Origin of the sequence: Nocardioides jishulii (genome assembly GCF_006007965.1) — a bacterium.
Taxonomy (GTDB): domain Bacteria; phylum Actinomycetota; class Actinomycetes; order Propionibacteriales; family Nocardioidaceae; genus Nocardioides; species Nocardioides jishulii.
The window spans coordinates 1348070-1367667 of the sequence record NZ_CP040748.1; the positions used below are offsets into that span (position 1 = coordinate 1348070).

Below are 19598 nucleotides of genomic sequence, written 5' to 3' on the forward strand. Positions count from 1 at the left end.
AAGGAGCCACCGAACCCCTCATGTCGGTCGCCAACGACTCGTTCGCCCACCTGCACGTCCACACCGAGTACTCGATGCTGGACGGTGCCTCGCTCCTCGACGGGCTCTTCTCCCGTGTCTCCAACCTGGGCATGACGTCGATCGCGATGACCGACCACGGCAACCTGCACGGCGCGTTCGACTTCTGGAAGAAGGCGAACAAGTACGGCGTGAAGCCGATCATCGGCATCGAGGCCTACCTCACCCCGGGGACGCCCCGCGGCGAGCGTCGACGGGTGAAGTGGGGGCGCGGCGGTGCCGCCGAGGAGGGTGGCGACGACGTCGCCGGCGGTGGTGCCTACACCCACATGACGATGTGGGCCGAGGACACCCCCGGGATGCACAACCTCTTCCGGCTCTCGTCGCGCTCCAGCCTGGAGGGCTACTTCTACAAGCCCCGGATGGACAAGGAGATCCTGGCCGAGCACAGCAAGGGCCTGATCGTCTCGACCGGTTGCCCGAGCGGGGCGATCCAGACGCGCCTGAGGCTGGGGCAGTACGAGGAGGCCGTGCGTGAGGCCGGTGAGCTCCAGGACATCTTCGGCAAGGACAACGTCTTCCTCGAGCTGATGGACCACGGCATCTCCATCGAGAAGCGGGTCCGCGACGACCTCCTGCGTCTGGGCAAGGAGATGGGCCTCCCGCCCATCGCGACCAACGACTCGCACTACAACAACCCCGAGGACGCCGACGCCCACGACGCGTTGATCTGCGTCGCGTCGGGCAAGCGGCTCTCCGACCCCAACCGGCTCAAGTTCGACGGGGGCGGCTACTACATCAAGTCGGCGGCCGAGATGCGGGCGTTGTGGGCCGACGAGTTCGGCATGCCGGAGGCGTGCGACAACACCCTGCTCATCGCCGAGCGGTGCAACATCGAGTTCACCGAGTCGACCGGTGGCTACATGGCACGCGCGCAGATCCCGGCGGGGGAGACCGAGGAGTCGTGGTTCCGCAAGGAGGTGTGGCGCGGGATCGAGTTCCGCTACCCGGGCGAGCGGCTCACCCAGGAGGTCAAGGACCGCGTCGAGATGGAGCTCGGCGTGGTGGCCCAGAAGGGCTACTGCGGCTACTTCCTGGTGGTGGCCGACTTCATCCAGTGGTCCAAGGCGAACGGGATCCGCGTCGGTCCCGGCCGTGGTTCCGGTGCGGGCTCCATCGCGGCGTACGCCCTGCAGATCACCGACCTCGACCCTCTGGAGCACGGGCTCTTCTTCGAGCGGTTCCTCAACCCCGAGCGTCCCTCGATGCCCGACTTCGACATCGACTTCGACGACGCCCGGCGCGGTGAGGTCATCCAGTACGTCACCGAGAAGTACGGCGCCGAGCGCGTCGCCCAGATCGCCACCTTCGGCCGTCTCAAGGCCAAGGCCGCGATCAAGGACGCGGCCCGCGTGCTCGACCACGGCTTCGCCATCGGCGACCGGATCACCAAGGCGCTGCCCGCCGACGTGATGGGCAAGGGCGTCCCGCTCAAGGAGCTCTTCAACGAGCAGCACAAGCGCTACGGCGAGGGCGGCGAGTTCCGCGCACTCTTCGAGCAGGACCACGACGTCCGCACGATCTACAACACCGCGGTGGGTCTGGAGGGCCAGATCCGCAACTGGGGCGTCCACGCCGCCGGCGTGATCATGTCCAGCGAGCCGCTGATCGACATCGTCCCGATCATGGCCCGTCCGCAGGACGGTGCCGTCATCACCCAGTTCGACTACCCCATGTGCGAGTCGCTGGGGCTGGTCAAGATGGACTTCCTCGGCCTCTCCAACCTGCGCATCCTCGAGGACGCGGTGGCCAACATCCGGGCCAACCGCGACGAGGAGGTCGTCCTGGAGGAGCTCCCGTTCGACGACCGGGCCACGTACGAGCTGATGGGCCGGGGCGACACCTTGGGCGTCTTCCAGCTCGATGGTGGCGGCATGCGGGCGTTGCTGCGCTCGCTGCTGCCCGACCAGTTCGCCGACATCACCGCGGTCTCCGCGCTCTACCGCCCGGGCCCGATGGGCGCCGACTCGCACAACAAGTACGCGCGGCGCAAGAACGGCCGTGAGCCGATCGAGCCGATCCACCCCGCGCTCGCCGAGCCGCTCGAGTCGGTGCTGGGGGAGACGTACGGCCTGATCGTCTACCAGGAGCAGGTGATGGCGATCGCCCAGGTCCTCGCCGGCTTCACCCTGGGCGCGGCAGACAATCTCCGTCGCGCGATGGGCAAGAAGAAGAAGGAGGAGCTGGACAAGCAGTACGCCGGCTTCCAGGCGGGCATGCTGGAGCGGGGATACCCCCAGGATGCGATTGACACGCTGTGGGAGATCCTGCTCCCGTTCTCCGACTACGCCTTCAACAAGTCGCACTCGGCCGCCTACGGCGTCATCACCTACTGGACCGCCTACCTCAAGGCGAACTACCCGACCGAGTACATGGCCGCGCTCCTCACGTCCGTCAAGGACGACAAGGACAAGATGGCGATCTACCTCAACGAGTGCCGCAAGATGAAGATCCAGGTGCTCCCGCCCGACGTCAACGAGTCCTCGGCCAACTTCACCGCCGTGGGTCGCGACATCCGCTTCGGCCTCACCGCGATCCGCAACGTCGGCGCCAACGTGGTCGACGGCATCATCGAGGGCCGCACGTCCCAGGGGCGCTACGCCGACTTCAACGACTTCATGGCCAAGGTGCCGCCGCTGGTCTGCAACAAGCGCGTCATCGACTCCCTGATCAAGGCGGGCGCGTTCGACGACATGAAGCACCGGCGCCGTGCGCTCCAGGTCATCCACGAGTCGGCCGTCGACCAGTACGTCGACATCAAGAAGAACGAGGCGATCGGCCAGGACTCGCTCTTCGCCGGACTGATGGACGAGGACGACAGCGGCGGGTTCGGCGTGACGGTGACGATCCCCGAGATCGACGAGTGGGACAAGATGACGCTGCTGGGCCACGAGCGCGAGATGCTCGGCCTCTACGTCTCCGACCACCCCTTGAGCGGGCTCGAGCACGTGCTCTCCAACGGCACTGACTGCACGATCGGCCAGCTGCTCACCGACGAGGAGCGACCCCACGGCGCCACCGTCACCGTGTCGGGCCTGGTCACCCAGGTCCAGCGCAAGATCACCAAGCGCGGCGACGCCTGGGCGACCCTGACCCTGGAGGACCTGGAGGGTGGCATCGAGGTGCTGCTGTTCCCGAGCTCCTACCAGCTGGCCGCCCCGCACCTCATGCAGGACGCGATCATCCGGGTGAAGGGCCAGCTGTCGCGCGACAAGGAACAGCCCGAGCTGCGCGGACAGGAGGTCACGGTCCCCGACCTCAGCGACGGTCCGAGCGGTCCGGTCGTGGTCTCGCTGCCCGCGACCCGGTGCACCCAGCCGGTGGTCGAGTCGCTGCGTGACGTGCTCGCGGCGCACCCGGGCATGACGGAGGTCCACCTCCGGTTGATGTCGCGATCCTCCACGACCGTGATGAAGCTCGACGACCGACTGAGGGTGACCCCGACCTCGGCGCTCTTCGCCGACCTGAAGCAGCTCCTGGGCCCAGGGTGCCTGGGCCAGTGACGAGCCCCGAGGGTCCGTCGGAGGACCACCCCCAGTCCGATGGACGTGAGTCGTGGCGCCGACGCGCGCTGGTCCTCGTGGGCCTGCTGGTCGTCGGTGCCGCCTCGGGGGCGCTGCTCGGCGTGCTGTGGGAGCTCGTCTGGACGCCACCCACCGGCGCGGCCTGGAAGGGCGAGTTCTACCTGGACCGCAGTGGCCTCACCGAGGAGGTCGACGCGACCGCCTGGTTCACCGTCATCGGTCTGGTCGGTGGCCTGCTCCTCGGCGGCCTGGCTGCCCGTTTCGTCCGGTCGTCGCCCCTGGTGGTGCTGGCCGGAGTCCTGCTCGGCGCACTGCTGCAGGCCTGGGTGATGTACCTCGTCGGACACCTCCTCGGCCCGCCGGACCCCAGCGCCCTCGCGCGTACCGCCGGCGACTGGGATCCGATCGTCTCCGACCTGCGGCTGGCCGGTGTCGAGCACCTGTGGTGGCCCTTCGCCTCGACCGCCGCTCTCGCCCCGGCGGTGGGCGCGATGATCAGCGTGATCGGCATCTTCCTCGGCGGGACGCGTCGCCCCCGGGCCTGACCCGGTGACGCCCGGCCGTCGGGTGGATATCGGTGGGCGTCGCGGCGATGCCTCCACCTATCATTGAGCCATGATCCGCCGCATCGACCTCCGCGAGGCCACGCCCTCGATCGACTACCGCACGAGCCTGCCCCGTGCCGAGTTCGACGTCGAGGCGGCCACCCATGTCGTGCGCCCGATCATCGACGACGTCCGTGAGCGCGGTGTCGAGGCTGTCCTCGACCTCACCGAGCGCTTCGACGGCGTACGCCTGGACGACGTCGTCGTGCCCGCCGCGATCCTCGAGGAGTCGCTGCGCGACCTGGCCCCCGACGTACGCGCCGCCTTGGAGGAGTCGGTGCGCCGGCTCCGTACGACGTGCGAGGCGGACCTCGAGCCCGACCGCGTGATCGAGGTGGCTCCCGGCGCCGTGATCACCCACCGCAGGGTTCCGGTCGACCGCGTCGGCCTCTACGTCCCCGGCGGGGTGGCCCCCCTGGTGTCCACCGTCGTGATGAACGTGGTTCCCGCGCAGGCCGCTGGCGTGCGGTCCATCGCGCTGGCGACTCCGCCGCAGCGTGAGACCGGCCTGCCCGACCGTACGACGCTCGCGGCCTGCGCGCTGCTGGGCGTCGACGAGGTCTACGTGGCCGGTGGCGCCCAGGCCGTCGCGATGCTCGCCCTGGGGGCGGGCCCGTGCCGTCCGGTCGACATGGTCATCGGCCCCGGCAACCTCTACGTCACGGCCGCCAAGCGTCTGCTGCGCGGCGTGGTGGGCATCGACTCCGAGGCCGGTCCCAGCGAGATCGCGATCCTCGCGGACGAGACCGCCGACCCGGTGTTCGTCGCCGCCGACCTGATGACCGAGGCGGAGCACGGTGGGACCTCGGCGGCCGTGCTGGTCACCGACTCGCTCGAGCTGGCCGACGCCGTGGAGGTGCAGCTCGACAAGCAGGTCGCCGACGCGCCGCACGGCCAGCGCATCGCCGACGCGCTCGGCGGACCGCAGTCGGCCATCGTGCTGGTCAACGACATCGACCAGGGCCTGGAGGTCGTCAACGCCTACGCGAGCGAGCACCTGGAGATCCACACCCGCGACGCCGCGGCGGTCGCGGCCCAGGTCCGCAACGCCGGCGCCGTCTTCATCGGCTCCTACTCGCCCGTGGCGGTCGGCGACTACTGCGCCGGCTCCAACCACGTGCTGCCCACTGGCGGCTGCGCCTGCCACTCCTCCGGCCTGTCGGTCTCGGCGTTCCTCAAGGAGATGCACGTCGTCGACTACTCGCGCGAGGCCTTGGCGCAGGTGGCCGCCCACGTGGAGACCCTGGCCCGGGCCGAGGACCTGCCCACGCACGGTGCGGGCGTGACGGTGCGGTTCCAGGACGGTGCGGACGCGTGAGCAGCCTCACCTGGCCCCCGCTGCGCGACGCGCTGGTGGGGGAGGAGCCCTACGGCGCCCCCCAGCTCGACGTGGCCGTGGCCCTCAACACCAACGAGAACCCCTACGGCCCCTCGGCGGAGGCCGCCGACGACATCGCCGAGGCCGTGCGGTCTGCCGCCCTCGGCCTCAACCGCTACCCCGACCGTGAGTTCACCGAGCTCCGTTCGGCGCTGACCGACTACCTCAACACCGACGGCGGGCAGGACCTGACGCCGGACATGGTGTGGGCCGCCAACGGCTCCAACGAGGTCATGATGCAGATCCTCCAGGCCTTCGGTGGCCCGGGTCGCACCGCCGTCTCGTTCGCCCCGACGTACGCGATGTACCCCGAGTACGCCCGTAACTCGCTCACCGAGTGGGTCGCGGGTCGGCGTGAGGACGACTTCAGCCTCGACCTGGAGGCGGCGCGCCGCCTCGTCGAGGAGGTGCGGCCGGCCGTGGTGCTGCTCCCCAGCCCCAACAACCCGACAGGCACGGCGTTGCCGCCCGAAGCCATCTCGGTGCTGTGCGAAGCGGCCGGCAACGGCATCGTGGTCATCGACGAGGCCTACGGGGAGTTCCGGCGCGAGGGGGTGCCCAGTGCCCTCGAGCTGATCGGCACGCACCGCAACCTCGTGGTCACCCGCACCATGTCGAAGGCGTTCGCGCTGGCCGGTGCCCGCCTGGGCTACCTGGCCGCCAGGCCCGAGGTCGTCGACGCGCTGCGGATCGTGCGCCTGCCCTACCACCTCTCCGCGGTCACCCAGGCCACGGCGCTGGCGGCGCTTCGCCACGCGGACGAGCTGCTCGCCAAGGTCGCAGACCTGCGCGCCGAGCGGGACGCGTGCGTCGAGTGGCTCCGCACCCAGGGTCTCCGGGTCGCCGACTCCGACGCCAACTTCGTCCTCTTCGGCACGTTCGCCGACCGCCACGCCGTCTGGCAGGGCCTGCTCGATGCCGGGGTACTGATCCGCGAGACCGGCCCCGAGGGCTGGCTGCGGGTCTCCGTCGGCACGCCCGCCGAGATGGCCGCCTTCCGTGAGGCCCTCACCGCCGTGATGGCCGACCCCTCCACCACCGTCAAGGAGAACCGATGAGCCGCACCGCCCGGATCGAGCGTCGTACCAAGGAGTCCTCGGTCCTCGTCGAGGTGAACATCGACGGCACCGGCCGGACCGACGTGTCCACCGGGGTCGGCTTCTTCGACCACATGCTCGACGCGTTCGGCCGTCACTCGCTGGTCGACCTGACCGTGAAGACCGAGGGTGACACCCACATCGACGCGCACCACACCGTCGAGGACACCGCGATCATCCTGGGCCAGGCCCTGCGCCAGGCCCTGGGCGACAAGCGAGGCATCCGCCGCTTCGGCGACGCCACCGTGCCGCTCGACGAGGCGCTGGTCCAGGGTGTCGTCGACCTGTCGGGTCGTCCCTACTGCGTGCACACCGGTGAGCCCGAAGGGCAGATCTACGTCGCCATCGGCGGCGACTACCAGGGTTCGCTGACCCGCCACGTCTTCGAGTCGATCTCGTTCCACGCCCAGATCGCCCTGCACGTGCGCGTCCTGGCTGGCCGCGACCCGCACCACCTGGTCGAGGCCCAGTTCAAGGCGTTCGCGCGCGCCTTCCGCGACGCCGCGGCCATCGACCCGCGCGAGACCGGGGTCCCCTCGACCAAGGGCACCCTCGAAGGTGACGGAGTGGGCGATGGCGTGGGTGGCGGGACCGAGGCGCTGTCGTGAGCATGCCCTCGGTCGTCGTCCTCGACTACGGGTCCGGCAACCTCCGCTCTGCCGTGCGCGCCGTCGAGCGCGCGGGCGCCGACGTCACCTTGACGAGTGACTTCCAGACGGCGCTGGACGCCGACGGCCTGCTGGTGCCGGGGGTGGGTGCGTACGACGCCTGCATGCGGGGCCTGCGCGCCATCAAGGGTGAGCGCATCATCGGGCGCCGGCTCTCCGGCGGGCGTCCCGTGATGGGCATCTGCGTCGGCATGCAGATCCTCTTCGCCAAGGGCGTCGAGCACGGCGTCGAGACCGAGGGCTGCGACGAGTGGCCCGGCACGGTCGAGCGCCTCCAGGCGCCCGTCGTGCCCCACATGGGTTGGAACACCGTCGACGTCCCCGCCGGAAGCCAGCTCTTCGCGGGCGCCGAGGACGAGCGCTTCTACTTCGTGCACTCCTACGGGGTGCGCGAGTGGGAGCTGGTGACCAACGACCGCACGACCGCCCCGCTGGTGACGTGGGCCGAGCACGGCGGCGACCGCTTCGTCGCAGCCGTGGAGAACGGACCCCTGTGGGCCACCCAGTTCCACCCCGAGAAGTCCGGTGACGCCGGAGCAACGCTGCTGCGCAACTGGGTCCAGACACTGTGACCCACCCGGCTGAGGCGGCCGGTGCTGCCCCGACGAAGGACCTTCCATGACTGACTACCTGCAACTCCTCCCTGCCGTGGACATCTCCGGCGGCCAGGCCGTCCAGCTCTCCCAGGGCGTGGCCGGCACGGGCGGCCAGTACGGCGACCCGGTCGAGGCCGCCCTGCGCTGGCAGGAGGCCGGCGCCGAGTGGCTCCACCTCGTCGACCTCGACGCTGCCTTCGGCAAGGGCGACAACTCCGCCCTCAAGACCGAGATCGTGCGTCGCCTCGACATCAAGGTCGAGATGACCGGCGGCATCCGCGACGACGAGTCGCTCGCGCGGGCGATGGAGACCGGCTGCGCGCGAGTCAACATCGGCACCGCTGCGATCGAGCACCCGGGGTGGTGCGCCCGCGCGATCGCGCAGTACGGCGACCGCATCGCGATCGCCCTCGACGTACGCGGCACGACGCTGGCCGGTCGTGGCTGGACCAGCGAGGGCGGCGACCTCTACGAGACGTTGGCCCGGCTCGACGCCGAGGGGTGTGCCCGCTACGTCGTCACCGACGTCAACAAGGACGGCATGCTCCAGGGCCCCAACACCGAGCTGCTCCGCAACGTGTGCGCAGCCACCGACCGTCCGGTCGTGGCCTCCGGCGGCATCAGCACCCTGGACGACATTCGGGCGCTGGCCGAGCTCGTGCCGCTCGGCGTCGAGGGCGCGATCGCCGGGACTGCCCTGTACGAGGGCCGGTTCACCCTCCAGGAGGCGCTTGCCGTCACCCTGCCGAGCGGCCGCTCGGAGGGTCCGCGATGAGTCTGGCCGTCCGCGTCATCCCGTGCCTCGACGTCGACGGGGGCCGCGTCGTCAAGGGCGTCAACTTCACCGAGCTGCGCGACGCCGGTGACCCCGTCGAGCTGGCCCGGCTGTACGACGCCGAGGGCGCCGACGAGCTGACCTTCCTCGACATCTCCGCCTCCCACCAGGGCCGCGCGACGACCATGGAGATCGTCTCCCGCACTGCCGAGCAGGTCTTCATCCCGCTCACGGTCGGGGGTGGCGTCTCCAGCGTGGCCGACGTCGACCAACTGCTGCGCGCGGGGGCCGACAAGGTCGCCATGAACACGGCGGCGATCCGTCGGCCGGAGCTCATCTCCGAGGTGGCCGAACGCTTCGGCAGCCAGGTCCTGGTCCTCTCGGTCGACGCCCGGCGCGCGCCCGGCACCGACTCCGGCTTCGAGGTGACGACCCACGGTGGACGCCAGTCGGCCGGGATCGACGCCATTGCCTGGGCGGCCCGGGTGGCTGAGCTCGGTGCGGGGGAGATCCTGCTCAACTCGATGGACGCCGACGGGACCCGTGACGGGTTCGACCTCGAGATCATCCGGGCCGTGCGCCGTGAGGTGAACATCCCCGTGATCGCCTCGGGTGGCGCGGGCTCGCTCGAGCACTTCTCGCCCGCCGTCGACGCGGGGGCGGACGCGGTGCTGGCCGCCAGCGTCTTCCACTTCGGGACCCTGCGCATCGGTGACGTGAAGCAGGCCCTCGCGGCCGACGGCCACCCCGTCCGCTGACGCCTTCCCCGCGGGGGCTCGCCTCGGGGGGAATGGACCCGTCGCCGTCGGGGTTGGGGCCAGAGTCACCGCGTACGCCCCACGAGGGCGCCCGGAGCCGACGCGCCCCCGGTCGCGCCCCGATCACCGCGTTGCACCCGATCACCGCGTTGCACCCGATCGAACAGGAGCCCCGACCCTGAGCACCACCACGAGCGAAGCGACGACGTCGCCGCCGCCGAGCGGGTCCCCAGCCGACGCGCCGGCGGCGCCCGCACGACGTGCCTCCACCACGTGGGCCGGTTTCCGGGTCCTGGGCGTGGCCGTGCGCCGCGAGCCGTGGGTCTTCGCACTCTCCACGGTCGGCAGCGTGCTCTTCGCCGTCCTGACCGTGGCCGACGCGTGGGTCCTGGGCTGGTCGACCGACCACGTCGTCGTCCCCGCCTTCGAGAACGGTGAGATCGGCGCCTCGATGCTCTGGGCCGTCGTCGCCCTCTTCGTCGGCGTCGCCCTGCTCCGTGCGGTGGGCATCGTGGCCCGACGTCTGGGAGCCGGCATCATGCAGTACCGGATGCAGGCCCACACCCGGCGCGAGGTCACCCGCAAGTACCTCGAGCTGCCGATGGAGTGGCACCAGCGCCACCCCACCGGCCAGCTCCTCTCCAACGCCTCCAGCGACGTGGAGGCGGCATGGGCCCCGATCGCGCCCTTCCCGATGGCGCTCGGCACCGTCGTGATGATGGTGATCGCAGTCGTGCAGATGCTCGCCGCCGACCTGGTCCTGGCCCTCGTGGGGCTGCTCGTCTTTCCGGCTGTCCTGGTGGCCAACGTGGTCTACCAGCGTCTTGCCTCACCCCTGATGACCCGGGCCCAGCGCCTGCGCGCCGAGGTCGCGGAGGTCGCCCACGAGTCCTTCGACGGCGCCATGGTGGTCAAGACGCTGGGGCGCGAGGGGGAGGAGACCGCACGGTTCGCCACCAAGGTGGAGGAGCTGCGCGAGGTCAACACCCGCGCCGGTCGCGTCCGAGCCGCCTTCGACCCGGTGCTGGCGGCCCTGCCCAACCTCGGCGTGCTGGTCGTCCTCGCCGTGGGTGTCGCCCGCGTGCAGTCCGGCGCCACCGACGCCGGTGACGTCGTCACCGTCGCCTACCTCCTCACCATCGTCTCCTTCCCGATCCGCGCGATCGGCTGGCTGCTGGGTGAGTTCCCCCGCAGCGTCGTGGGCTACGAGCGCACCCGGGCCGTGCTCGAGGCGACCGGCAGCATGCCCCACGGCGCAGCGCCCGCCCCCGACGGAGCCACCGGCGCACACCTCACCGTGGAGGGTGTGGAGTACGCCTACGACGAGACCCCGGTGCTGCGGGGCGTCGACTTCGAGGCGGCGCCGGGGCACAGCGTCGCCGTGGTCGGCTCCACCGCCTCGGGCAAGAGCACGCTGACCCAGCTGCTGGCCCGCCTGATGGATCCCGACGCCGGAACCATCCGCATCGACGGGGTCGACCTGCGTGACCTCGCCCCCGGCGAGCTCTCCCGCGTGGTGGCCGTCGTGCCGCAGACCGCCTTCCTCTTCGACGACACCGTGCGGGGCAACGTGACCCTGGGCGCCGACGTCAGCGACGACGAGGTGTGGTCGGTGCTGCGCACCGCCCAGGCCGAGGAGTTCGTACGCGCACTGCCCCTGGGCCTCGACACGCCGCTGGGGGAGCGCGGCACCTCGCTCTCCGGTGGCCAGCGCCAGCGCCTGTCGTTGGCCCGCGCGCTGCTGCGCCGGCCCCGACTCCTGGTGCTCGACGACGCCACCAGCGCGGTGGACCCCGAGGTCGAGCAGCGGATCCTGGCCTCGCTGCGGTCCGGCGCGGCCGGTGACACCACGTTGGTCGTCGTGGCCTACCGCAAGGCCACCATCGCACTGGCCGACGAGGTGGTGCACCTGGAGAACGGTCGCGTCGTCGACCGCGGCCCGCATGCCGACCTGCTCGCGCGCAACGCGTCGTACGCCCGCTTGGTCAACGCCTACGAGCAGCCGCGCGCGGCCGCCGAGGAGGTGCTCGGATGAGCTTGCGACCCGGTGCGACCGGACCTGTCGGCAGCCAGGTCTCCTCGGGCGAGGAGATCGGCGCCGTCGAGACGATCCGTCGCGGCATCGCCCAGACCCCCGAGCTCGTGCACGGGATCGGCTGGACCCTCTTCTTCGCGGTCGTGGCCTCGCTCGGCCAGGTCATCGTGCCCATCGCCGTGCAGCAGACGCTCGACCGTGGGCTCAACGCCCCCGGTGGGCCGGACCTGTCGTTCGTGACGTGGATGGGCGTCGCGGCCTTCTTCGGCCTCGTCGTCACCAGCGTGGCGTCGTACTTCATGACGTCGCGGCTCTTCACGACCAGTGAGCGCGGCCTGGCCACGCTGCGCACCAAGGCGTTCCGCCACATCCACGACCTCTCGCTGCTCACCCAGAGCACGGAGCGTCGTGGGGCGCTGGTCTCGCGCGTCACCAGTGACGTCGACCAGGTCAGCCAGTTCCTCGTCTACGGCGGGCTGCTGCTGGTGATCAGCGTCGGCCAGGTGCTCGTGGCGACCGTGATCATGGCCGTCTACTCGTGGCAGCTGTGCCTGGTGGTCTGGCTCTGCTTCGCGCCGCTCTTCATCTCCATCCGCTACTTCCAGCGCAAGCTCTCCGACGCCTACGGGCTCGTGCGCCGTCAGGCCGGCGCCATGCTGTCGGCGGTCTCCGAGCCTGTCGTCGGCGCCTCGGTGGTCCGGTCGTACGCGGTGCAGGAGCGCACCCAGGACCGCATCGACGAGGCGATCGACGGCTTCAAGGCCGCGAGCACCAGGGCCCAGCAGTTCACGGTCATCTCGTTCTCCCTGGGCGGGATCTCCGCCGGCCTGGCCAACGCGGGTGTCCTGGTGATCGGCGTGCTCCTGGGCCTCACCGGCGAGATGACGGCAGGAACCGTCCTCGCCTTCGCCTTCCTGGTGACGCTCTTCGTGGGCCCGGTGCAGATGGGCACCCAGATCATCACCGACGCGCAGAACGCCATCGCCAGCTGGCGTCGGGTGATCGGCATCCTCGAAACCCCCGCCGACGTGGTCGACCCCGGTGAGGACGCCACGCACCTGCCGCGCGGCCCCATGGACGTCCGCTTCGAGGACGTCTCCTTCGCCTACCCCGGCGGTCCGTTGGTGCTGCGTGACGTCGACCTCGAGTTCCGGGCCGGGACCCGGGTGGCGATCGTCGGCGAGACCGGGTCGGGCAAGTCCACCTTCGCCAAGCTCCTCACCCGCCTCATGGACCCCACCACCGGACGCGTCCTGCTCGACGGCGTCGACGTGCGCGAGGTGGCCCACTCCAGCCTGCGCCGCGGCGTGGTGCTGGTGCCGCAGGAGGGATTCCTCTTCGACGACACCATCGCCGCCAACGTGCGCTACGGCCGACTGGAGGCCACGGAGGAGGAGATCGTCCGTGCCGCCGAGGAGCTCGGACTCGCCGACTGGCTCGCGGGCCTGCCCTCGGGCGTACGCACCATGGTCGGTCAGCGCGGAGAGTCGCTGTCGGCGGGTGAGCGGCAGCTCGTCGCGCTGCTCCGGGCCCACCTGGCCGATCCCGACCTGCTGGTCCTGGACGAGGCCACGAGTGCCGTCGACCCCGAGCTCGAGGTGCGCATCGGGCGGGCGCTCGAGCGCCTCATGACGGGACGGACCTCGGTCACCATCGCGCATCGCCTCAGCACCGCCGAGCAGGCCGACGAGGTCGTCGTGGTCGACGCCGGACGCGTCGTCCAGCGCGGCTCGCACGCCGAGCTGGTCACCCAGCCCGACCTGCCCTACGCGCGCCTGCACGCCTCCTGGGTGGCCCAGCACGGACGGTGAGGCGTCGCCGGGCCCACCGCAGGAGTCCGGCACGGACGTCTCACCCGGCACCGGCGATACTGGGGGCGTGACTGCACTCGACCCCGACATCGCCGCCAGGCTCAAGCGCAACTCCGACGGGCTGGTGCCCGCCGTCGTGCAGCAGCACGACAGCGGCGAGGTGCTGATGCTCGGCTGGATGGACGACGAGGCCCTGGCCCGCACCCTGTCGACGGGCCGCGCCACCTACTGGTCGCGCAGCCGTCAGGAGTACTGGGTCAAGGGGGAGACCTCCGGCCACGTGCAGTGGGTCAAGGAGGTCCGCCTCGACTGCGACAAGGACACCCTGCTGGTCAAGGTCGACCAGGAGGGGGCGGCCTGCCACACCGGCGACGCGACCTGCTTCGACGCCGACCTGCTCCCCGTGGTGACCGGTCGTGGCTGACCGGTCCTTCGGTCCCACCGTCCTCGCCGGTCTGGCGGGGGCGGGTCTGGCCGCCACGGCGGGGCACCGTGACTGGGTCGAGCTCACCGCCCCCGGCGGTGGGCAGGCCGCGGCCGACTGGTTCTGGCAGAACGCGCCCGGCCTGGGCCAGATGCCGGCCTCGGGGGCGCTCGGCCTGGTGGCGCTCGCCTCCTGGGGCGTGCTGCTGGTCAGCCGTGGTGCCTGGCGCCGCGTGGTGGCTGCCGTGGGCCTGCTGGCGTCGCTGGGGCTCGCCGCGGTCTGGGTGACCGGCCTGCTCACCTTGCGCGACGACGTCTCCGCCGAGGTGCGAGGCGCCGACCTGGCCGCGGGCTGGTCGGTCGAGTGGACCTCGTGGTTCGTGCTCGCCGGGATCGCCCTCGTGCTGCTCGTGCCGGCGCACGTGGTGGCCCTGGTGCGCCTGCCGCGCTGGCCGGCGATGGGCAGCCGGTACGACGCTCCCACCATCCGCTCCGGCTCGCGTCCGGCAGTCGCCCCGTCACCCGCGCCGGCGGCCGACCTGTCCGAGGAGGACCCGGCCGACGTGTGGAAGGCCATCGACGAGGGCCGCGACCCGACCGAGCGGGCCGACCCCTAGACTGGCCCCCGACCCGTCGCTGCGGGTCTGACGTACTCGTCCTTCATCAGGAGCACATCTCATGGCTGACAACCACGGCAACACCCCCGCTGCTTGGACCGCGGTGGCGGTGGCGATGGTCGGGTTCGTGATCGGAAGCGTGGCGCTCATGCTGTCGCCCGTCTCCATGCCCCTCTTCTGGGTCGGCCTGGTCATCGCCGTGCTCGCCCTGCCCCTCTTCATCGTGATGTCGAAGATGGGCTTCAACGAGGAACGCCACTGACCCGAGCCGAGAGGCCGTGGTCCACGTGACCCCCACGGGGGACGTGGGCGGGACGAATGCTCCCGCCACGCGTGCACGCCGACTGCTTCCCGTCCTCGCGACGGGGGCGGTGGTGGGTGTCGCGGCCCTCGCGCTGCACCTGCGTGACCCGCACGTCCAGGGGAGCTGGGGCTTCTGCCCCACCGCACTGGTCGGTCTGGCCTGTCCGTTCTGCGGCAGCCTGCGTGCCGTGCACCACCTCACGGACCTCGACGTGGCGGCGGCCGCCTCCAGCAACCTCGTGCTGGTGGTCGCGGCGCCGTTCGCGGTGGCGCTGTGGACCGGAGCCCTGGTCCGGGCGTGGCGCGGACGTGCGCCGCTGCTGCCGAGCCTGCCCGCCCCGGCCTGGTGGGCCATCGGGGTGGCGCTCGCCCTCTTCGCCCTCCTGCGCAACCTTCCCCTGCCTCTGGGGGAGTGGCTGGCCCCCTGACCGTGCCGGCCGGCTCGTCGGCCGGGGCCGGACTGGTGCCCCGATCTCACCGTCGGGGTGAGAGGCTTGTCCCTGTTGTCCCGTCAGCCTTGGAGGAATCCGCGTGTCCGTCCTCGACGACATCGTCGCCGGTGTCCGGATCGACCTCGCGCGACGGGTGTCCGAGACCCCGCTGCGCGACCTGCGGGCCGCGTTGGCCGACGTCGACGCCCCGCGCGACCCGATGCCCCACTTCGCCGCACCCGGCTCCAGCGTGATCGCCGAGGTGAAGCGCAGCAGCCCCAGCAAGGGTCACCTCGCCGACATCCCCGACCCGGCCGACCTGGCCGCCGCGTACGCCCGTGGCGGCGCCGGCGCCATCTCGGTGCTGACCGAGGAGCGCCGCTTCAAGGGATCCCTCGACGACCTGCGGGCAGTGCGCGCCGCGGTGGACGTGCCGATCCTGCGCAAGGACTTCATCGTCGAGTCCTACCAGCTGGTCGAGGCGCGGGCCGCCGGTGCCGACCTCGCGCTGCTGATCGTGGCGGCGCTCGACGACGACACCCTGCGACGCCTCCACGACGAGGCCCGCGAGCTCGGGCTCACCGTGCTGGTCGAGGTCCACGACGAGGCGGAGACCGAGCGGGCCGTGGCCCTGGGGGCCGAGCTGATCGGTGTCAACGCCCGCAACCTCAAGACGTTGGCGGTCGACGACGCCACGTTCTCGCGGCTCGCGCCGCTCATCCCCGACGACCGGGTCAAGGTGGCCGAGTCGGGCATCAACTCACCCGCCGACGTGGCCGGCTTCGTCTCCCAGGGCGCCCGTGTCGTGCTCGTGGGCGAGGCGCTGGTCAAGGACGGCGACCCCGAGAACGCCGTACGCACCATGACGGGAGTAGGACTGTGACCTCGCAGGCAGGGCGTTACGACGCCGACGAGAGGGGCTTCTTCGGCGACTTCGGTGGCCGGTTCATGCCCGAGGCGCTGGTCGCCGCCCTCGACGAGCTGACCGACGCCTGGACTGACGCGATGGCCGACCCCGCCTTCATCCAGTCCTTCGACGACATCCTGGCCGACTACGCGGGTGCGCCCAGCAGGCTCTACCACGCCGAACGGCTGTCGGCGCAGTACGGCGCCCGCATCCTGCTCAAGCGCGAGGACCTCAACCACACCGGCGCCCACAAGATCCGCAACGTGATGGGTCAGGCCCTGCTCACCAAGCGCATGGGCAAGACGCGCGTCATCGCGGAGACCGGAGCCGGGCAGCACGGCGTGGCCAGTGCCACCGCCGCCGCCTACTACGGCCTCGACTGCACCGTCTACATGGGTGCCGTCGACACCCGCCGCCAGGCGCTCAACGTGGCGCGCATGCAGATGCTTGGTGCCACCGTCGTGCCGGTCGAGTCGGGCAGCGCGACCCTGAAGGACGCCATCAACGAGGCGCTGCGCGACTGGGTCGCCAGCGTCGACCACACCGCGTACCTCTTCGGCACCGCAGCCGGTCCGCACCCGTTCCCCAGCATGGTCCGTGAGTTCTGCCGGGGCATCGGCGACGAGGCCCGGGCCCAGTGCCTGGAGCAGTACGGCCGCCTGCCCGACGCGATCACCGCGTGCGTGGGCGGTGGTTCCAACGCGATCGGTCTCTTCACCGCCTTCCTCGACGACGAGGACGTCGCCATCTACGGCTTCGAGCCCGGGGGAGACGGCGTCGAGACGGGCCGCCACGCCGCGACGATCCACGCCGGTGCCTCCGGCGTGCTGCACGGTGCACGCACCTTCGTCCTGCAGGACGAGGACGGCCAGACCGTCGAGTCGCACTCGATCTCGGCTGGGCTCGACTACCCGGGCGTCGGCCCGCAGCACTCGCACCTGGCCCGGGTCGGACGCGCGACCTACCTGCCGGTGACCGACGCCGAGGCGATGGACGCGATGGCCCTGCTGGCGCGCACCGAGGGCATCATCCCTGCCATCGAGAGCGCCCACGCCCTTGCCGGGACGCTGCAGGTCCTCCCGGACCTGGTGGCGGAGAAGGGCCCGGAGACCACGGTGATCGTCAACCTCTCCGGCCGCGGCGACAAGGACATGGGGACCGCCATCGAGTGGTTCGGACTCGGAGGATCGTGATGAGCACCGCCACCGCCTTCGCACGCGCGAAGGCCGAGAACCGTGCGGCCCTGGTCGGCTACCTCCCCGCAGGCTTCCCCGACGTGCAGGGCTCGATCGACGCCATGAAGGTGATGGTCGACTCCGGCTGCGACGTGATCGAGGTGGGCCTGCCCTACTCCGACCCCGTCATGGACGGCCCGACGATCCAGGCCGCCGCCCAGCAGGCGCTCGACGCCGGCGTACGCACGAAGGAGGTGCTGGCCGTCGTCGAGGCCGTCGCGGCGACCGGCGTGCCGACCGTCGTGATGACCTACTGGAACCCCGTCGAGCGGTACGGCGTGGAGCGGTTCGCCGCAGACCTCGCCAGCGCTGGCGGCGCAGGGCTCATCACCCCCGACATCACTCCCGACAGCGGTGAGGAGTGGATCGCCGCCGCCGACGCCCACGACCTGGACAAGGTCTTCCTGGTGGCGCCGAGCTCGACCGACTCCCGCATCGCGATGACGACTGCGCAGTGCCGCGGATTCGTCTACGCCACCGCCGTCATGGGCGTCACCGGCGCGCGCGCCTCCACCAGCGACCTGGCAGGCCCGCTCGTGGCGCGCACCAAGGCCACCACCGACCTTCCCGTCGGGGTGGGGCTCGGCGTGAGCAACGGCGCCCAGGCGGCGGAGATCGCCCAGTTCGCCGACGGCGTCATCGTCGGCTCCGCCTTCGTACGGGTGCTCCAGCAGCACGCCGACGACCCGGCGACCGGGCTCCGTGCGCTCGCGGCGCTGACCGAGGACCTGGCCAACGGGGTGCGCGCATGACCCGCTTCGTCACGAGGTGTGCCCTCGGCCTGGCAGCCACGCTGCTGGCCGCCGGGGCGACGGCGTGCAGCCCTGCTGCCCAGCAGGAACCGTCGGAGGCGGGGATCCACGGCGCCGAGCTGGACCAGCCCTACGCCGCCTCCACCGCCGAGCTCACCACGACGTCGGGGGAGAAGCGCTCCCTGGCTGACGTGGACAACGACCTGACGCTCGTCTTCTTCGGCTACACCCACTGCCCCGACATCTGCGGCGTCGTGATGTCGACCATCGCCTCCGCCCTCACCCAGGTCGACGAGGACCTGCGTGACCGGGTCGACATGGTCTTCGTGACCACCGACCCGGCCCGCGACGACGCGAAGGTGCTGCGCGGCTACCTGGACCGCTACAACCCCGAGTTCGAAGGGCTGACCGGCGACCTCGACGCCGTCGTGGAGTCCGGCCGGTCGGTCAAGGTGGCCGTCGAGGAGGGCGAGAAGCTTCCCAGCGGTGGCTACGAGGTGGTCCACTCCGACCACGTCGTCGGCCTCGACGCCGAGGGCCAGGGTCAGATCGTCTGGACCAAGGACATCTCCGCCAAGCAGATGGCCTCCGACATCGAGACCCTTCTGACCCGCTGACCGTTGACGGAGACACCATGCTGAGCACGCTCGTCGCCCTCACCATCCCCAGCCCCGACCAGGGCGTGTGGCAGCTGGGGCCGTTCCCGCTGCGTGCGTACGCGCTCTGCATCATCCTGGGCGTCGTCGTGGCGGTCTGGATGGGGGAGCGGCGGTGGGTCGCGCGTGGTGGCCAGCCCGGTGACGTGCAGGACCTCGCCCTGTGGGCGGTGCCGTTCGGCCTCGTCGGTGGACGGCTCTACCACGTCGTCACCGACCACCACCTCTACTTCGGGGAGGGCAACGACCCGATCTCCGCGCTCTACGTGTGGCGGGGAGGCCTGGGCATCTGGGGTGCGGTGGCACTCGGTGCCGTGGGGGTGCTGATCGGGGCCAGGCTCAAGGGCATCAAGGTGCTGCCGTTCCTCGACGCGATCGCTCCGGGCGTGCTCCTCGCCCAGGGCATCGGACGATGGGGCAACTGGTTCAACCAGGAGCTCTACGGCCGGCCGACCGACCTGCCCTGGGGGCTGGAGATCGATGACGCGCACCGGCCCTACGAGTACCTGGGTGCCGACGTCGCCTTCCACCCGACCTTCCTCTACGAGAGCCTGTGGGCGCTCGCGGGGTGCCTGCTGCTGCTCTGGCTCGACCGCCGACGCACCTTCGCCCCCGGCCAGCTGGTGGCGCTCTACGTGATGGTCTACACGCTGGGTCGCGGTTGGATCGAGAGCCTGCGCATCGACTCGGTGCAGTACGACGACCTGCTCGGCCTGCGCCTCAACACCTGGACCTCGATCGTCCTCTTCGTGGTCGCACTCGTCTGCTTCGTGCTGCTGGGTCGCCGGGCCGCCCGCCATGACGTCGGCGACACAGGCGGCAGTGCGGCAGCGGGCGAGCGCCCCTCCGAGAAGGCCGTTGACGCGGGGCCGGAGGACGACCGATCCTGAGGGTGCGGGCCTCCTCCCGTGGTGGGGAGAACGGCTGCCGGGTGGTAAAGTTCCTCCGT

At 71.1% G+C, this 19598-nt stretch carries 19 protein-coding genes; all 19 read left to right on the forward strand.

What is annotated here, in order from left to right; genetic code table 11:
• The first annotated feature begins 20 nt into the window (after positions 1–20).
• The 19 genes from dnaE (at position 21) to lgt (ending at position 19539) form a co-directional block, all read left to right on the forward strand.
• Positions 21–3581, forward strand: a complete 3561-nt coding sequence (gene dnaE, locus FCL41_RS06360; protein ID WP_137066685.1) for a DNA polymerase III subunit alpha — start codon at positions 21–23, stop codon at positions 3579–3581.
• Positions 3578–4147, forward strand: coding sequence for a hypothetical protein (locus FCL41_RS06365; protein ID WP_137066686.1), 570 nt, complete (start codon positions 3578–3580; stop codon positions 4145–4147). The genes dnaE and FCL41_RS06365 overlap by 4 nt, the downstream gene beginning before the upstream one ends.
• A 70-nt stretch (positions 4148–4217) precedes the next feature.
• A complete protein-coding gene (gene hisD / locus FCL41_RS06370) occupies positions 4218–5525 on the forward strand; it encodes a histidinol dehydrogenase (protein ID WP_137066687.1) in 1308 nt (435 codons plus the stop codon).
• Entirely contained in the window at positions 5522–6643 is a 1122-nt protein-coding gene (locus FCL41_RS06375) for a histidinol-phosphate transaminase (RefSeq protein WP_137066688.1), read from the forward strand. Before hisD ends, FCL41_RS06375 begins: the two co-directional genes overlap by 4 nt.
• Positions 6640–7290, forward strand: a complete 651-nt coding sequence (gene hisB, locus FCL41_RS06380) for an imidazoleglycerol-phosphate dehydratase HisB (RefSeq protein ID WP_137066689.1) — start codon at positions 6640–6642, stop codon at positions 7288–7290. Before FCL41_RS06375 ends, hisB begins: the two co-directional genes overlap by 4 nt.
• A gap of 2 nt (positions 7291–7292) precedes the next feature.
• Positions 7293–7922, forward strand: a complete 630-nt coding sequence (gene hisH / locus FCL41_RS06385; RefSeq protein WP_137066894.1) for an imidazole glycerol phosphate synthase subunit HisH — start codon at positions 7293–7295, stop codon at positions 7920–7922.
• A 46-nt stretch (positions 7923–7968) separates the two neighbouring features.
• Positions 7969–8721, forward strand: coding sequence for a bifunctional 1-(5-phosphoribosyl)-5-((5-phosphoribosylamino)methylideneamino)imidazole-4-carboxamide isomerase/phosphoribosylanthranilate isomerase PriA (gene priA / locus FCL41_RS06390; RefSeq protein WP_137066690.1), 753 nt, complete (start codon positions 7969–7971; stop codon positions 8719–8721).
• Positions 8718–9479, forward strand: a complete 762-nt coding sequence (hisF, locus tag FCL41_RS06395; protein ID WP_137066691.1) for an imidazole glycerol phosphate synthase subunit HisF — start codon at positions 8718–8720, stop codon at positions 9477–9479. The genes priA and hisF overlap by 4 nt, the downstream gene beginning before the upstream one ends.
• Before the next feature lie 298 nt (positions 9480–9777).
• Positions 9778–11514, forward strand: coding sequence for an ABC transporter ATP-binding protein (locus FCL41_RS06400; protein ID WP_239021813.1), 1737 nt, complete (start codon positions 9778–9780; stop codon positions 11512–11514).
• Positions 11511–13325: an ABC transporter ATP-binding protein gene (locus FCL41_RS06405; RefSeq protein ID WP_137066693.1), complete on the forward strand. Its 1815-nt coding sequence runs from the start codon at positions 11511–11513 to the stop codon at positions 13323–13325. The genes FCL41_RS06400 and FCL41_RS06405 overlap by 4 nt, the downstream gene beginning before the upstream one ends.
• 67 nt (positions 13326–13392) lie before the next feature.
• Positions 13393–13749 carry a phosphoribosyl-AMP cyclohydrolase gene (gene hisI / locus FCL41_RS06410; RefSeq protein ID WP_137066694.1) on the forward strand — a complete coding sequence of 119 codons (357 nt, stop codon included), beginning with the start codon at positions 13393–13395 and terminating at the stop codon, positions 13747–13749.
• Positions 13742–14365: a Trp biosynthesis-associated membrane protein gene (locus FCL41_RS06415; RefSeq protein ID WP_137066695.1), complete on the forward strand. Its 624-nt coding sequence runs from the start codon at positions 13742–13744 to the stop codon at positions 14363–14365. The genes hisI and FCL41_RS06415 overlap by 8 nt, the downstream gene beginning before the upstream one ends.
• Positions 14366–14426: 61 nt before the next feature.
• The gene (locus FCL41_RS06420) at positions 14427–14627 is read left to right on the forward strand and encodes an HGxxPAAW family protein (RefSeq protein WP_137066696.1); all 201 of its coding nucleotides are present in this window, start codon (positions 14427–14429) and stop codon (positions 14625–14627) included.
• A gap of 25 nt (positions 14628–14652) precedes the next feature.
• Positions 14653–15096: a DUF2752 domain-containing protein gene (locus tag FCL41_RS06425; RefSeq protein ID WP_212723170.1), complete on the forward strand. Its 444-nt coding sequence runs from the start codon at positions 14653–14655 to the stop codon at positions 15094–15096.
• A gap of 103 nt (positions 15097–15199) precedes the next feature.
• The gene (gene trpC, locus FCL41_RS06430; RefSeq protein ID WP_137066697.1) at positions 15200–15982 is read left to right on the forward strand and encodes an indole-3-glycerol phosphate synthase TrpC; all 783 of its coding nucleotides are present in this window, start codon (positions 15200–15202) and stop codon (positions 15980–15982) included.
• On the forward strand, positions 15979–17199 hold the full coding sequence (gene trpB, locus FCL41_RS06435) for a tryptophan synthase subunit beta (RefSeq protein WP_137066698.1): 1221 nt from the start codon (positions 15979–15981) through the stop codon (positions 17197–17199). Before trpC ends, trpB begins: the two co-directional genes overlap by 4 nt.
• Positions 17199–17993, forward strand: a complete 795-nt coding sequence (trpA, locus tag FCL41_RS06440) for a tryptophan synthase subunit alpha (RefSeq protein WP_137066699.1) — start codon at positions 17199–17201, stop codon at positions 17991–17993. Before trpB ends, trpA begins: the two co-directional genes overlap by 1 nt.
• The gene (locus FCL41_RS06445) at positions 17990–18610 is read left to right on the forward strand and encodes an SCO family protein (protein ID WP_137066700.1); all 621 of its coding nucleotides are present in this window, start codon (positions 17990–17992) and stop codon (positions 18608–18610) included. The genes trpA and FCL41_RS06445 overlap by 4 nt, the downstream gene beginning before the upstream one ends.
• A gap of 17 nt (positions 18611–18627) precedes the next feature.
• Positions 18628–19539, forward strand: coding sequence for a prolipoprotein diacylglyceryl transferase (lgt, locus tag FCL41_RS06450; RefSeq protein WP_137066701.1), 912 nt, complete (start codon positions 18628–18630; stop codon positions 19537–19539).
• Positions 19540–19598 lie beyond the last annotated feature (59 nt).

Bases quoted from the DNA above. Each gene is read 5' to 3' on its own strand.
- dnaE (WP_137066685.1), top strand. From the start codon at position 21: ATGTCGGTCGCCAACGACTCGTTCGCCCACCTGCACGTCCACACCGAG.
- hisD (WP_137066687.1), top strand. From the start codon at position 4,218: ATGATCCGCCGCATCGACCTCCGCGAGGCCACGCCCTCGATCGACTAC.
- hisB (WP_137066689.1), top strand. From the start codon at position 6,640: ATGAGCCGCACCGCCCGGATCGAGCGTCGTACCAAGGAGTCCTCGGTC.
- hisH (WP_137066894.1), top strand. From the start codon at position 7,293: ATGCCCTCGGTCGTCGTCCTCGACTACGGGTCCGGCAACCTCCGCTCT.
- priA (WP_137066690.1), top strand. From the start codon at position 7,969: ATGACTGACTACCTGCAACTCCTCCCTGCCGTGGACATCTCCGGCGGC.
- hisF (WP_137066691.1), top strand. From the start codon at position 8,718: ATGAGTCTGGCCGTCCGCGTCATCCCGTGCCTCGACGTCGACGGGGGC.
- FCL41_RS06405 (WP_137066693.1), top strand. From the start codon at position 11,511: ATGAGCTTGCGACCCGGTGCGACCGGACCTGTCGGCAGCCAGGTCTCC.
- FCL41_RS06420 (WP_137066696.1), top strand. From the start codon at position 14,427: ATGGCTGACAACCACGGCAACACCCCCGCTGCTTGGACCGCGGTGGCG.
- trpA (WP_137066699.1), top strand. From the start codon at position 17,199: ATGAGCACCGCCACCGCCTTCGCACGCGCGAAGGCCGAGAACCGTGCG.
- FCL41_RS06445 (WP_137066700.1), top strand. From the start codon at position 17,990: ATGACCCGCTTCGTCACGAGGTGTGCCCTCGGCCTGGCAGCCACGCTG.
- lgt (WP_137066701.1), top strand. From the start codon at position 18,628: ATGCTGAGCACGCTCGTCGCCCTCACCATCCCCAGCCCCGACCAGGGC.